The organism is Amycolatopsis rifamycinica, from assembly GCF_000695625.1.
GTDB classification, from domain to species: Bacteria; Actinomycetota; Actinomycetes; order Mycobacteriales; family Pseudonocardiaceae; genus Amycolatopsis; species Amycolatopsis rifamycinica.
In genome coordinates this window covers 65,515-78,300 of record NZ_JMQI01000064.1, presented here as the reverse complement: position 1 = coordinate 78,300, position 12,786 = coordinate 65,515, and the positions used below count along the sequence as shown (strand labels likewise).

The window sequence follows — 12,786 nt, the reverse complement described above, 5'->3', positions numbered from 1 at the left end:
CCAGTTACTTCTGCGGCTTGTCCGAAACGGTGATGGCCCCCGCGATGATCTGGGCCTTGTAGCCGTCCAGGACGTCCTTGATGTCGTCGACCTTGCCGCCCGAGGTGGCGTAGCCGACGCCGTCGACCTTGAGGTCGAACCGCTTCGGCAGGGTCGTCACGTCACCCTTGGCGAGCGCGGTGATGTAGTCGAACACCGCGACGTCGACGCGCTTGAGCATGGACGTGATGATGACGTCCTTGTCGGCCTCGACGGTCTTCTGGTTGTACTGGTCGGAGTCGACCCCGATGGCCAGCGCGTTGCCCGCCTTGGCGGCGTCGAAGACGCCCTTACCCGAGGCACCGGCGGCGTGGTAGATCACGTCCGCGCCCTTGGCGATCTCGGCCGCGGCCTTCGCGTTGCCCTTCGGCGGGTCCTGGAACCCGGAGAAGTCACCGGCCGGGGTCAGGTACTCGTCCTCGATCTTGATCTTGGACGAAACGGTCTTCGCGCCCTGCAGGAAGCCGGCCTCGAACTTCTGGATCAGCGGGGTGTTGACACCGCCGACGAAGCCGATGTGGCAGTTCTTGCTCTTGTACGCGGCGGCGACGCCGGCCAGGAACGAGCCCTGCTCCTCGGCGAAGACCAGCGGCGTCACGTTCGGCAGCTTGATCGAGTCGTCGTCGACGATGGCGAACTTGGTGTTCGGGTACTTCGTGGCGACGGCCTCGACCGACTTCGCGTAGGCGAAACCGACCGCGATGATCGGGTTCAGGCCCGAGGCGGCCATCTGGTCGAGACGCTGCTGCTTGGCCGACTCGGCCTCGCTGGCGGAGGCGGTGCTCTCGCTGACCGTCGTCACGCCGAGGTCGGACTTCGCCTTGTCGGTGCCCGCGGCGGCGGCGTCGTTGAACGACGCGTCACCCCGGCCGCCGACGTCGAAGGCCAGGCCGATCTTGAGCTTGCTGCCGTCGACCTTCGCCCCGGCGGCGGTCGAGCTGCTCGCGGCGGCGGGCGCGGCCGGCGGCTTCTGCGCGGTGACGCAGTCGGAACCGCCCGTCGAGGCCGCGGTGTTGTTCGAGCTGTTACCACCGCCGGAATCCTTGGCGCACCCGGCCAGGGTGAGCACCCCGGCCATGGCCGCGGCGGCCAGCGCGGTTCCACGCATGCGACGCAACGTGTGTCTCCCTCCCCGCTGATCCAGCGGATGGTCAAGGGCACGACCCGGCCCTACTGCCGGGTCGACCGCCAGACCGTACCCGCCGGACCGGAATGCGCCATAGGAAAGGCACGCTACGTAACACAAACGTTTACTCACGAGTCGCACGCGCGACGAACTGGACACCCAACGTAGTCAAATGACCCACGCGGCGTCGCTTTCGGCCGAGTCTCGGGCCGCGGGACGGCCGAAATACCGTTTGATGTGACTCAGTGTGGCAGATCGACCGAGGAATGGACCACATCGATCACTCCTTGAGACGACAGTCCACTCCCCCTCGTCCGAATCGTTTCAGTGCCGGTTCCCGCCGACGCCACCCGATCGAGGGTCCACCGAGCGGGCGAGCGCACCCCGGGCGGCCCGGCCAAGTCCACAGTGGACGCCGCGGGCTGTGACGGCGCCCACAATCGGTGCGCACCCAGGTGTCTGGTCCGTCACAGAGAGGAACCCGGAGGTGAGCCGTCTTCCGAGGGCGGGTCTAGCATCCTTTTCATCCACGCTCGATGACCCTCGATCTCGGCATTGCCGCCGTAGCCGTCCCAGGTGGACGACGACGATCAGTGCGGACCTCACGGTCAGACGGGCACGTAGTCAGACGTTGGAGGCCGTTCACCGATGTCCACCACGGCGAGCACTGCCCCCGAGGCAGCGGCGAGCGATCGGGCGGGTGCCTCACGCCGGCAGGGGACCTTCTACCGGGGCGACCCCGGCATGTGGTCCTGGGTCCTGCACCGCATCACCGGCGTGCTCACATTCTTCTTCCTGTTCGTGCACGTGCTCGACACCGCGCTGGTGCGCGTGTCGCCGAACACCTACGACCAGGTCATCGAGACCTACAAGACGCCGATCGTCAACCTCCTGGAGGTCGGCCTGGTCGGCGCGGTGCTCTTCCACGCGCTCAACGGCATCCGCGTCATGCTGGTCGACTTCTGGTCGAAGGGCGCGCAGCTGCAGAAGGCGATGCTCTGGGTGATCGGCGTGGTCTGGGTCGTCGTGATGGTCCCCGGTGCGTTCTTCATGCTGAAGCGCACCGCCGAAATGCTCTTCGGGGGTAACTGACATGGCCGAGTCGCTCACCCTCGACAAGCCGCGCTCCCCGAAGCGCCCGGCCGCGCGCCGGAGCAACTTCGAGCTCTACAGCTGGCTGTTCATGCGGATCTCCGGGATGGCGCTGGTCATCCTGGTGCTCGGCCACCTGCTGATCATGAACATCCTCGACGGCGGCGTGCACCGGATCAACTGGGGCTTCGTCGCCGGCCGCTGGGCTTCGCCGTTCTGGCAGTTCTGGGACCTGCTGATGCTGTGGCTGGCCGAGATCCACGGCGGCAACGGCCTGCGCGTCATCATCGACGACTACGCCCGCAAGGACAGCACGCGGTTCTGGCTGAAGATCGTGCTCTACGTCTCGATGGTGCTGATCCTGGCCGTCGGCACGATGGTGATCTTCACCTTCGACCCGAACATGCCCGCGAACTGAAAGCCCGGAGAGCTCCCACCATGCAGTTCCACAAGTACGACGTGGTGATCGTCGGTGCCGGCGGCGCCGGCATGCGCGCGGCCATCGAGTCCGGCCAGCGCGCCCGCACCGCGGTCCTCACCAAGCTCTACCCGACCCGGTCCCACACCGGCGCGGCCCAGGGCGGCATGTGCGCCGCGCTGGCGAACGTCGAAGAGGACAACTGGGAGTGGCATACCTTCGACACGGTCAAGGGCGGCGACTACCTCGTCGACCAGGACGCCGCGGAGATCATGGCCAAGGAGGCCATCGACGCGGTGCTCGACCTGGAGAAGATGGGCCTGCCGTTCAACCGGACGCCCGAGGGCAAGATCGACCAGCGCCGGTTCGGCGGCCACACGCGTGACCACGGCAAGGCCGCGGTGCGCCGCGCCTGCTACGCCGCGGACCGCACCGGCCACATGATCCTGCAGACGCTGTACCAGAACTGCGTCAAGTACGGCACGGAGTTCTTCAACGAGTTCTACGTGCTCGACCTGATCCTGTCGGAGGACGACAACGGGAACCCGGTCGCGTCCGGCGTCGTCGCCTACGAGCTGGCCACCGGCGAGCTGCACGTCTTCCAGGCGAAGTCGATCGTGTTCGCCACCGGCGGCGCGGGCAAGATCTTCAAGACGACGTCGAACGCGCACACCCTCACCGGTGACGGCCTCGGCATCATCTTCCGCAAGGGCCTGCCGCTGGAGGACATGGAGTTCTTCCAGTTCCACCCGACCGGCCTCGCGGGCCTGGGCATCCTGATCTCCGAAGCCGTCCGCGGCGAGGGCGGGATCCTGCGCAACGCCTCCGGCGAGCGGTTCATGGAGCGCTACGCCCCGACCATCAAGGACCTCGCGCCGCGCGACATCGTGGCGCGCTCGATGGTGCAGGAAGTGCTGCAGGGCCGGGGTTGCGGCCCGAACAAGGACTACGTCGTCCTCGACGTCACGCACCTGCCGGTCGAGGTCCTCGAGACCAAGCTGCCGGACATCACCGAGTTCTCGCGCACCTACCTGGGCGTCGACCCGGTGAAGGAGCCGGTGCCGGTGTTCCCGACCTGCCACTACGTGATGGGCGGGATCCCGACCAACGTGCACGGCGAAGCGTTGCGGGACAACGAGAACGTCATCCCAGGCCTGTACGCCGCGGGCGAGGTCGCGTGCGTGTCCGTGCACGGTTCCAACCGCCTGGGCACGAACTCGCTGCTGGACATCAACGTGTTCGGCCGCCGTGCCGGCATCGCGGCCGCGGAGTACGCGCTCGCGCACGAGCACGTCGAGCTGCCGGAGAACCCGACCAAGCTGGTCGAGGAGCAGCTGGCGGGCCTGCTGTCGGAGCACGGCGACGAGCGCGTCGCCGACATCCGCAAGGAAATGCAGCAGACGATGGACTCGCACGCGTCGGTGTACCGGACCGAGGACACGCTGAAGCAGGCGCTGACCGACGTCCAGGCGCTGAAGGAGCGGTACCAGCGGATCACCGTGGCGGACAAGGGCAAGCGGTACAACACCGACCTGCTCGAAGCCGTCGAGCTGGGCTTCCTGCTGGAGCTGGCCGAGGTCCTGGTCGTGGGCGCGCTGGCGCGCAAGGAGTCCCGTGGCGGCCACGCCCGCGAGGACTACCCGAACCGGGACGACACGAACTTCATGCGGCACACCATGGCCTACAAGCAGGGCACCGGGCTGAACTCGGACATCCGGCTCGACTACAAGCCCGTGACCTTCACCCGCTACGAACCGATGGAGCGGAAGTACTGATGACCACCGCTACGGAAGCTCCGGCCGCTTCGTCGGACTCGGACCACACGCCGATCACGGTCACGCTGAAGATCCTCCGGTTCAACCCGGAGGTGGATTCGGAGCCGCACTGGGAGTCCTACGACGTCCCGGCCCAGCGCACCGACCGGCTGCTGAACCTGCTGTTCTACGTCAAGGACTACATCGACGGGACGTTCTCGTTCCGCCGCTCCTGCGCGCACGGCGTGTGCGGGTCCGACGCGATGCAGATCAACGGCATCAACCGCCTGGCGTGCAAGGTCCTGATGAAGGACCTGCTGGAGAAGAACGGCAAGAAGACCACGATCACCATCGCCCCGATCAAGGGCCTGACGACGTTGAAGGACCTCTACGTCGACATGGACCCGTTCTTCGAGGCGTACCGCGCGATCAAGCCGTACCTGATCACGTACGGGAACGAGCCGACGCGCGAGCGCATCCAGTCCCAGGCGGACCGCGACCGCTTCGACGACACGACGAAGTGCATCCTGTGCGCGTGCTGCACCTCGTCCTGCCCGGTCTACTGGAACGACGGCTCGTACTTCGGCCCGGCGGCGATCGTCAACGCCCACCGGTTCATCTTCGACTCCCGCGACGAGGGAGCGGAGGAGCGCTTGGACATCCTGAACGACGGCGAGGGTGTCTGGCGCTGCCGGACGACGTTCAACTGCACGGACGCCTGCCCCCGCGGGATCCAGGTGACCAAGGCGATCCAGGAAGTGAAGCGCGCGCTGCTGTTCAAGCGCGTCTGAGGTTCGCCCCGCCCTGGGGCGCTGAGCGAGAAAGGCCTCCCCGTTCATCGAACGGGGAGGCCTTTTCCGTTCTTCGTCAGCGCACCGCGTCCAGGGCGTTGACGAGGCCGTGGCCGTAGTAGGTGTTGTTCTTCGCCGGGCCCGTGCACGCCGTCTCCGTGGCCGCGCACTGCACCACGTCGGCCTCGCCCTCCAGCAGCCCCGCCAGCAGCTGCGGCGGGATACCGCGGAACCGCGAAGCCAGCAGCGCCGCCACGCCCGCCGCGTGCGGGGAGGCCATCGACGTGCCGCACTTCGAGCCGTACTGGCCGCCGGCCACGGTCGACAGCGGGCAGGCCGGGCCCTCGCCGGCGGGCGGCGTCTGGACGAAGTCACCGCCGGGCGCCGTCACGTCGATCTGGCCGTAGTTGCTGAAGCTCGACTTCGTTCCGGCGTAGCCGACCGAGGAGACGTTCACGACGCCGTCGATGGCCTTCGGGAGGATGCCGCACGACGAGTCCACCGGGTGGGGGCGGTTGGGGTCGCTCTCCGGCTTGGTCGTGTCGAGGTTGTCGTTGCCCGCCGCCGCCACGTTCAGGACGCCGCGCTGGGTCGAGAACCGCACCGCCCGGCGAACCGCTTCGAACGCCGCCGCGTCGCCCGGCTGCTTCGGGCAGTAGAACAGGCCCGGGTCGATGTAGTAGCTGTTGTTCGTCACCGCGAACCCGTGCCGGGCCGCCCACACGAACCCGCAGACCGCCGACTCCGGGAAGATGTAGCCCGAGTCGTTGACGACCTTCACCGAGGCCAGCCGCACGCCCGGCGCGATGCCCGTGAAGCCCGCCGCCGGGTCCTTGCCCGCGATCGTGCCCGCCACGTGCGTGCCGTGGTCCGACGTCGTCGGCGCCCAGGACGCCGGGGACAGGTCCGGCGCGCCCGTCACGCAGCCCGCCGAAGCGGCCGGGTCGACCGCCGCCTTCAGCGCCGGGTGCGTCGCCTCGATGCCCGAGTCGAGCACGCCGACCGTCACCGCGCGGCTGCCCTGGTAGATCTTGTTCGCTTCGGGCGCGTGAATGGCCTTCATGTCCCACTGCTGCGCCGAGAGGTCACCGGCGGCGGCCACCGACCGCGTGTCCTCGAGCGTCCGCACCGCACCCAGCGACCGGGCCGAAGCCGTGGCGCCCTGCGAAGCCACGTCCTTGCCGCCCGAGTAGGCCCGGTATACGCCGATCTTCTGCTGGAAGTCCGCGTTGCGCGAGCTGGCGATCGCGACGCCGATTTCGGCGTAGTAGGCGACCTTCGTGCCGCACTTCGCCGCGAGTTCCTTGTCGACGGCCGACGCGCGGGTGCCCGGGTCGTACGTCACGACGTAGGTGTACGGCGTGCTCGTCGGGTCGCAGGCGGCCGGCGCGGCCTCCGCGGCCGGGGCCGCCGCGAACAGGCCGCCTCCGACGGCCAGCACGAGCGGGGCCGCCATTCGACGTAAACGGGACATTCCACCTCCAGGTTCGGTGGCGCCAACCTAAACCGGCCCGCCGGGCCGCGCCACCGACCAAGGAGGGGATTCAGGCAGGCGGTTCAGGCAGGCGGTTCAGGAACTGGCGCGCGAACCCGCCCGCACCCCGCGCCAGCCGAGCACGCCGATGATCGTGCCCAGCACGAACGAAACGACGGTCAGCACCGCGTGCACCACGAAGTACGCGGTCGGCGAGCCGTCGGGGGTCCAGGCCCGGTCGCTGTCCCACAGGTTCTTCGCGAAGGTGATCCAGATGATCCACGACCACACACCGAAGGCCAGCAGGAACAGCGAGGTTCCGCGTGAAATGCGCATGCCCCAGAGTATGCGGCGGCGGTCGCGGCGCTAGATTGCGTGGGTGCACTCTGTTGTCTCCCGGTCGCTCAAGGTCTTCACGACGACGCTCGCCGCCGCCCTCCTGGCCCTGAGCACGCCGGCGCTGGCGGCCGCCGCGCCGCAGCAGGGCCAGTGCGCGAACCGCCAGGCTCCCCCGCCGCCGGTCGACACGTCGGAGAAGCCGGCGCCGGGCAAGCAGGCCCCGGCGCCGCTGGCTGTGCCCGCGGTCCCGGTCGGCGGCGACCGGATGGCGGAGTGCGGCCTGATCACCCCGGACGGCGCGCTCAACCCGCCGGACGGCAACACCGCGGCGTCGTGGCTGGTGCAGGACCTCGACACCGGCGCGGTCGTCGCGGCGAAGGACCCGCACGCCCGGCAGCGGCCCGCGTCGCTGATCAAGACGCTGCTCGCGCTGGTCGTCGCGACCCAGCTCGACCCGCGGCAGCCGATCGTCGCGACGAAGGAGGACGCGGAGCAGGAGTGCACCTGCGCCGGCCTCGTCGCCGGCGGCCAGTACACCGTCGACCAGCTGCTGCACGGCCTGCTGATGCACTCGGGCAACGACGTCGCGCACGCGTTCGCCACGGCGCTCGGCGGCGTCGACGCCACGGTGGCGAAGATGAACGCGCTGGCCGCGAAGATCGGCGCGCTCGACACGCGCGCCGCGACGCCGTCGGGCCTGGACGGGCCGGGCATGTCGACCTCGGCCTACGACCTCAGCCTGATCTTCCACTACGCGATGAAGCAGCCGGAGTTCGCGAAGGTCATCGCGACGAAGAGCTTCGAGATCCCGGCGACCGGCGGCAAACCGGCCATCCCGATCTACAACGACAACAAGCTGCTCGGCGTCTACCCCGGCTTCCTCGGCGGCAAGACCGGCTTCACCGACGACGCCCGCCACACCTACGTCGGCGCGGCGCAGCGCAAGGGCAAGCGCCTGGCGGTCGTCATGCTGCGCGCCGAGCAGAAGCCGACGAAGGTGGTCGACCAGGCGGCGAAGCTGCTCGACTACGGCTTCGAGCTGGAGAACGACCGGGCCGCGCCGGTCGGTCAGATCACCTACCAGGCACCGGCCACGACGTCGGCGGGCGGCGACCCGTCGGTGCTCGCCGACGGCGGCACCGGCAACAGCGGGACGTCGTCGGCCGCCGCGCCGGCGAAGGAAGACCCGTTCGGGGTCACCGGCTGGATCATCACGCTGGTGGTGTTCCTGCTCATTGTCGGCGGGTTCGTCGTCGGGCACCAGCGCAAGAAGGCCTCGGCCTAGCGGAAACCGGGCCCCGCCTCCGGAGTCACCCGATCGGTGGAAATCGCGCCGCCGCAGTGCGCGCAGGCCACGTACGTCCCGGCGATCTCGCCGCAGTCGTTGTGCCGCAGCAGGATCGGCGGTCCCTCCGGCCCGGCGAGGTGGTTGTCGCCCCACTGCATGAGCGTGACGACGGCGCCGAAGAGGTCGCGCCCGGCGGCGGTCAGCACGTACTCGGGCACCGGGTCGACGCGCTCCAGCACCCCGGCGTCGACGAGGGTCTTCAGCCGCGCAGACAGCGTCGGGCGCGGGATGGACAGGTTGCGCGCGAACTCGCCGTAGCGGCGCACGCCGAAGAACGTCTCACGCAGGATGAGCAGGCTCCACCGCTCGCCGACCAGGTCGAGCGCGCGGCCGACCGAGTCGGCCGTGAACCGGTGCCCGAGGCCGGTCACAGCTGGTCCGTCCGGGCCGGGACGCCGAGCAGGACCTTGCCGGAGAGCTCGTAGCTGGCCGGGTTGACCTGAAAGTGCGCGGTCGCGGTGTGCGCGTCGCGGAATCGGCGCTGCAACGGCGAAGTCTCGTAGATCGCCGCGCCGCCGCCGAGGTCGTACATGCTTTCGGCGACCTTCGCGGCGGTGCGCGTCACGTGGGTCGCGGCCAGCCGGAGGCCCAGCTTGAGCGCGTCCGGGACCGGTTCGGTGCCCTGCGCGGCCTGCCAGGCGTCGCCGATGCTGGTGTAGAAGAGCAGGCGAGCCGCCCGCAGGGCCGCCTCGGCCTCCGCGACGGCCGCCTGGGTCGCCGTCCGCTCGGCCAGCGACCGGCTGGAGCCGAGCGGTTTGCGCGTCGAGGCGAGCTCGACGAGGTCGTCGATCGCGCCACGCGCGTTGCCCAGCGCGGCGGCCGCGACCGACAGCGCGAAGAAGCCGAAGAGCGGGAAGCGGTGCAGCGCGACGGCTTCCGGCGGCGGCCCGGCCATGACCGAGAAGACGCGGTGGTCCGGGACGAACAGCTCGTCGGCCACGCAGTCGTGGCTGCCCGTGCCGCGCAGGCCGGTGGTGTGCCAGGTGTCGAGCACCTCGATTTCGGCCTTCGGCAACGCGGCGACGTAAAGCGCTTTCTCGTGCACGAACCCGGCGAAGAGCCAGTCCGCGTGCGGGATCCCGCTGCAGAACGCCCACCGGCCGGTCACGACGTAGCCGCCGTCGGCCTTCCGGCCGGTGCCCCGCGGCGCCCAGACGCCGGCGGCGACCGTCTTCGGGTCCCCGAAGACCTCCTCGGCGCACTTCCGCGGGGCGTAGGCCGAGAGCAGGCTGCTCGTCACGGCGATCGAGACGCACCAGCCGGCCGAGGCGTCCCCGCGCGCGATCGTCTCGGCGGTCTCGAGGCTGACAGCGGGCGGCGCTTCGGGGCCGCCGAGGTAGCCGGGGACGCCGGTGCGGAACAGCTGGGCGTCGGTCAGCTTCGCGACCAGTTCGGGCGGCAACGCGCGCTGCCGTTCGGTGACGGGCGCGAGGGTCCTGGCGAGGTCGGCGCACTCGCGGGCGGCGTCCAGCAGCACGAAACCCCTCCGGTTCGGATTTCTTACCGGTTCAGTTTCTTTACCGCCCGCGCGGGTGTCAAGACTTCCGGCGGCCACCCAGCCACGCCAGCAGCGCGCCGGCACCGAAGGCCCCGGCGACGGCACCGACGCCCGCCCCGCGCTGCACGGTGACGTTCTGCTCGAGCCGCACCGGCGGCGGCGGGGCGATGACCTTGCGCTCGTTCTCCTTCGCCGTCGCGGTCCACGCCGTGATGAGCAGCAGGAAGCGCGAGACGAGGTTGGCGAACACGAGCAGACCGATGACCGGCCCGAACAGCGCGGCCGACGGCGACTTCGTGACGCTGGCCAGGTAGATGGAGCCGACCTGCTGCAGGACGACGAACCCGATGGCGGCGACCACGGCGCCCTTGACGGCACTGCGCAGTTCGACCCGCTCCCGGGGCAGGCGGGCGATCACCCAGATGAAGACGAGGGTGTTCGCGGCCAGCCCGAGCACGATGGTCGCCCCGCGGAGCAGGACGATCGCCCAGGTCTCCTGCTCGAGCCCGACGAGCTCCAGCAGGAACTGCCCGACCCCGCTGCCGACGGCGGTCAGCGCGAAGGAGACGACGAGCGCGACGCCGAGCCCGATCAGCGCGACGAGGTCCTTGAGCGTCTGCTTCACGATCGGCTGCGGCTGCTTTTCCTGGCCCCACTGCGCGGTGAGCGCGTCCCGCAGGTTCGACATCCAGCCGACGCCGGAGTAGAGGGCGATGAGCAGACCGAACACCCCGATGCCGCCGCCGGAGTCGAGCGCGCCCTTGACGATGCCGTTGACGAGGTCCTTGAGGCCTTCGGGCACGGAGTTGTTGATGCTGTCGGTGATCTTGGTGATGATCGTCTGATCGTGGTTGACGACCAGCCCGACGACGGCGAAGGCGACCATGAACAGAGGGAAGACGGAGAGCACGCTGAAGTAGGTGATGGCGGCGGCGTAGTGGTTGCCGTACCGCTCGGTGAAGGCGTCGTTGGCCCGGATGAGGTGATCGAGCCACGGGTACTTCCGCCGCAGCCGCGGCAGCAGCTTTTCCTTCTCTTCGTTCGCCACCGTGAAACGCTAACCACGCTTGGTGAACCCCGCAACGCGAGCGGCCCACGTGAGGGAGGCCCGCGCTCCAGGCGCCCGGCTCGGCGTTGTCCACAGCGCCCGCCCGTTGTGGACAGGTCGCTGGTTCCCGGCCGCGAAGGCCGGGGATCGTCGGACGTCGCCGATACGCTGGACCCGGGGGGCGCCCCCGCGGGCGGGCGGGGTTTCGCGAAGTCCTCCGGGCGGTCGTCGCTGCCGGTGTCAGCCGGGTTCGAACGTCTTGAATGACTCATTCACGGCACCGTGCCCCGCGCGACGGCTCACGTGAGGCACGCCAGCAGCGCGGGGTAGGCGTCTGGCTCGGTGAGCACGGGTACGCGCCGGCTCGCGGCGAACGCGGCGATCGCTTCGTAAGCCCGGTCCAGCTCCCGTCCGGTCAGCGGAGCCGCGGCCTCGATCTCCGACGAACCGCGGGCGGCGAAGCGCCGCCGGACCACCTCGCGCCCCGGCAGCAGCACGACCTCGTGGAAGCTCGCCCCGCACTCGCTCGCCACGGCTTCGAGGCGTTCGGCAAAACCGGGCCGAGCCACCAGCTGCGGCACCACCACGTCGTGCCCCGCGGCGAGGTGGGTGCGCGCGGCCGCCGCCGCGATGTCCCGCGCCAGGAGTCCCGCCTCGCCCGGGGACGTGCGCCAGCCGCCGAGCATGGCGCGGATCCGGTCCACGTCCAGGGCCAACGCCGGGGGGTGGTCTTCGGCGTAGCGCCGGGCGAGCGTCGACTTGCCGCTGCCCGGCGGGCCGTTGAGCAGGATCAGTTTCACCGCACCGGCGGCAGGAACCCGATCCGCTGGTACGTCTTGGCGAGCGTCTTGGACGCCACTTCGCGAGCGCGCTCGGCGCCCACGGCGAGGACCTTGTCCAGCTCCGCGATATCGTCCAAATAGGACTTGACGCGCTCCTGGATCGGGGTCACCCACTCGACGAACACCTCGCCGAGGTCCTTCTTCAGGTCGCCGTAGCCCTTGCCCTCGTACGCCGTTTCGAGGTCCGGGATCGTGCGGTCGGTCAGGGCCGAGTAGATGGTCAGCAAGTTCGACACCCCCGCCTTGTTCTCCACGTCGAACCTGACCTCGCGGCCGGTGTCGGTCACCGCCGAGCGAATCTTCTTCGCCGAACGCTTCGGGTCCTCGAGCAGCTCGATGATCCCGTTGACGTTGGCGGCCGACTTGCTCATCTTGGCCGTCGGTTCCTGCAGGTCGTAGATCTTCGCCGTGTCCTTGATGATGTACGGCTCGGGCACCACGAACGTCTTGCCCAGCCGGTTGTTGAAGCGCTGCGCGAGGTCGCGCGTCAGCTCCAGGTGCTGGCGCTGGTCCTCGCCGACCGGGACGGCGTCCGCCTGGTACAGCAGGATGTCCGCCGCCTGCAGGACCGGGTAGGTGAACAGGCCGACGCTGGAGCGGTCGGAACCCTGCTTGGCCGACTTGTCCTTGAACTGCGTCATCCGGCCGGCCTCGCCGAAGCCGGTCTGGCACTCCAGCACCCAGCTCAGCTGGGCGTGCTCCGGGACGTGGCTCTGCACGAACAAGGCGCTGCGCTGCGGGTCGATGCCGATGGCCAGCAGCTGCGCGGCCGAGACGCGGGTGCGCTGCCGCAGCACCTTCGGGTCCTGCTCGACGGTGATCGCGTGCAGGTCGACCACGCTGTAGAACGTTTCGTGCGTGTCCTGCAGCTTCACCCACTGGCGCAGCGCGCCGAGGTAGTTGCCGAGGTGGAACGAGTCGGCGGTCGGCTGGATCCCGGACAGGACCCGCGGGCGGCGCTCTGCTGCGACGGTCTGCTCTTCGGACACGTCAGGATTCTTCCAGGCCGCGACGAGC

Annotated in this window: 13 protein-coding genes; 5 read left to right on the top strand and 8 right to left on the bottom strand. The window is 69.6% G+C overall.

What is annotated here, in order from left to right; all coding sequences use genetic code 11:
- Positions 1-4: 4 nt before the first annotated feature.
- Positions 5-1,147 (bottom strand): BMP family lipoprotein, encoded by a 1,143-nt coding sequence (locus tag DV20_RS30560; protein ID WP_043786397.1) that lies wholly within the window; start codon positions 1,145-1,147, stop codon positions 5-7.
- 666 nt (positions 1,148-1,813) lie between these two features.
- Here DV20_RS30560 and sdhC point away from each other — a divergent pair.
- From sdhC to DV20_RS30540, 4 genes are read left to right on the top strand one after another with little or no spacing between them, the layout of a single operon-like run.
- Complete coding sequence (gene sdhC / locus DV20_RS30555; RefSeq protein ID WP_043786396.1) at positions 1,814-2,257, top strand: succinate dehydrogenase, cytochrome b556 subunit; 444 nt, start codon at positions 1,814-1,816, stop codon at positions 2,255-2,257.
- A gap of 1 nt (position 2,258) precedes the next feature.
- Positions 2,259-2,675 (top strand): succinate dehydrogenase hydrophobic membrane anchor subunit, encoded by a 417-nt coding sequence (locus DV20_RS30550; protein WP_043786394.1) that lies wholly within the window; start codon positions 2,259-2,261, stop codon positions 2,673-2,675.
- 20 nt (positions 2,676-2,695) lie between these two features.
- The gene (gene sdhA, locus DV20_RS30545; RefSeq protein ID WP_043786393.1) at positions 2,696-4,450 is read left to right on the top strand and encodes a succinate dehydrogenase flavoprotein subunit; all 1,755 of its coding nucleotides are present in this window, start codon (positions 2,696-2,698) and stop codon (positions 4,448-4,450) included.
- Positions 4,450-5,220 carry a succinate dehydrogenase iron-sulfur subunit gene (locus DV20_RS30540; RefSeq protein WP_043786391.1) on the top strand — a complete coding sequence of 257 codons (771 nt, stop codon included), beginning with the start codon at positions 4,450-4,452 and terminating at the stop codon, positions 5,218-5,220. The genes sdhA and DV20_RS30540 overlap by 1 nt, the downstream gene beginning before the upstream one ends.
- A 76-nt stretch (positions 5,221-5,296) precedes the next feature.
- On the opposite strand, the gene DV20_RS30535 is transcribed toward DV20_RS30540, so the two are convergent.
- Complete coding sequence (locus DV20_RS30535; protein WP_043786389.1) at positions 5,297-6,694, bottom strand: S8 family peptidase; 1,398 nt, start codon at positions 6,692-6,694, stop codon at positions 5,297-5,299.
- Positions 6,695-6,790: 96 nt separating this feature from the next.
- Entirely contained in the window at positions 6,791-7,030 is a 240-nt protein-coding gene (locus DV20_RS30530) for an SCO4848 family membrane protein (RefSeq protein ID WP_043786388.1), read from the bottom strand.
- A 43-nt stretch (positions 7,031-7,073) separates the two neighbouring features.
- On the opposite strand from DV20_RS30530, the gene DV20_RS30525 reads away from it, so the two are divergent.
- Positions 7,074-8,318, top strand: coding sequence for a D-alanyl-D-alanine carboxypeptidase family protein (locus DV20_RS30525; RefSeq protein WP_043786386.1), 1,245 nt, complete (start codon positions 7,074-7,076; stop codon positions 8,316-8,318).
- Here the strand turns inward: DV20_RS30525 and DV20_RS30520 are convergent.
- From DV20_RS30520 to trpS, 5 genes are all read right to left on the bottom strand, one after another.
- Positions 8,315-8,752 (bottom strand): winged helix-turn-helix transcriptional regulator, encoded by a 438-nt coding sequence (locus DV20_RS30520; RefSeq protein WP_043786384.1) that lies wholly within the window; start codon positions 8,750-8,752, stop codon positions 8,315-8,317. The genes DV20_RS30525 and DV20_RS30520 overlap by 4 nt on opposite strands.
- Positions 8,749-9,858 (bottom strand): acyl-CoA dehydrogenase family protein, encoded by a 1,110-nt coding sequence (locus DV20_RS30515; RefSeq protein ID WP_043786382.1) that lies wholly within the window; start codon positions 9,856-9,858, stop codon positions 8,749-8,751. Before DV20_RS30515 ends, DV20_RS30520 begins: the two co-directional genes overlap by 4 nt.
- 58 nt (positions 9,859-9,916) lie before the next feature.
- Positions 9,917-10,927 carry an inner membrane protein YhjD gene (yhjD, locus tag DV20_RS30510; RefSeq protein WP_043786381.1) on the bottom strand — a complete coding sequence of 337 codons (1,011 nt, stop codon included), beginning with the start codon at positions 10,925-10,927 and terminating at the stop codon, positions 9,917-9,919.
- Positions 10,928-11,226: 299 nt separating this feature from the next.
- Positions 11,227-11,727, bottom strand: a complete 501-nt coding sequence (locus DV20_RS30505; RefSeq protein WP_043786378.1) for an AAA family ATPase — start codon at positions 11,725-11,727, stop codon at positions 11,227-11,229.
- Complete coding sequence (gene trpS / locus DV20_RS30500; protein ID WP_043786377.1) at positions 11,724-12,758, bottom strand: tryptophan--tRNA ligase; 1,035 nt, start codon at positions 12,756-12,758, stop codon at positions 11,724-11,726. Before trpS ends, DV20_RS30505 begins: the two co-directional genes overlap by 4 nt.
- Positions 12,759-12,786: the final 28 nt, after the last annotated feature.

Excerpts from the sequence above, each read along its gene's own strand:
- DV20_RS30535 (WP_043786389.1), bottom strand. The coding sequence starts at position 6,694 with ATGTCCCGTTTACGTCGAATGGCGGCCCCGCTCGTGCTGGCCGTCGGA.
- DV20_RS30540 (WP_043786391.1), top strand. The coding sequence starts at position 4,450 with ATGACCACCGCTACGGAAGCTCCGGCCGCTTCGTCGGACTCGGACCAC.
- sdhA (WP_043786393.1), top strand. The coding sequence starts at position 2,696 with ATGCAGTTCCACAAGTACGACGTGGTGATCGTCGGTGCCGGCGGCGCC.
- DV20_RS30550 (WP_043786394.1), top strand. The coding sequence starts at position 2,259 with ATGGCCGAGTCGCTCACCCTCGACAAGCCGCGCTCCCCGAAGCGCCCG.
- DV20_RS30560 (WP_043786397.1), bottom strand. The coding sequence starts at position 1,147 with ATGCGTGGAACCGCGCTGGCCGCCGCGGCCATGGCCGGGGTGCTCACC.
- sdhC (WP_043786396.1), top strand. The coding sequence starts at position 1,814 with ATGTCCACCACGGCGAGCACTGCCCCCGAGGCAGCGGCGAGCGATCGG.
- DV20_RS30530 (WP_043786388.1), bottom strand. The coding sequence starts at position 7,030 with ATGCGCATTTCACGCGGAACCTCGCTGTTCCTGCTGGCCTTCGGTGTG.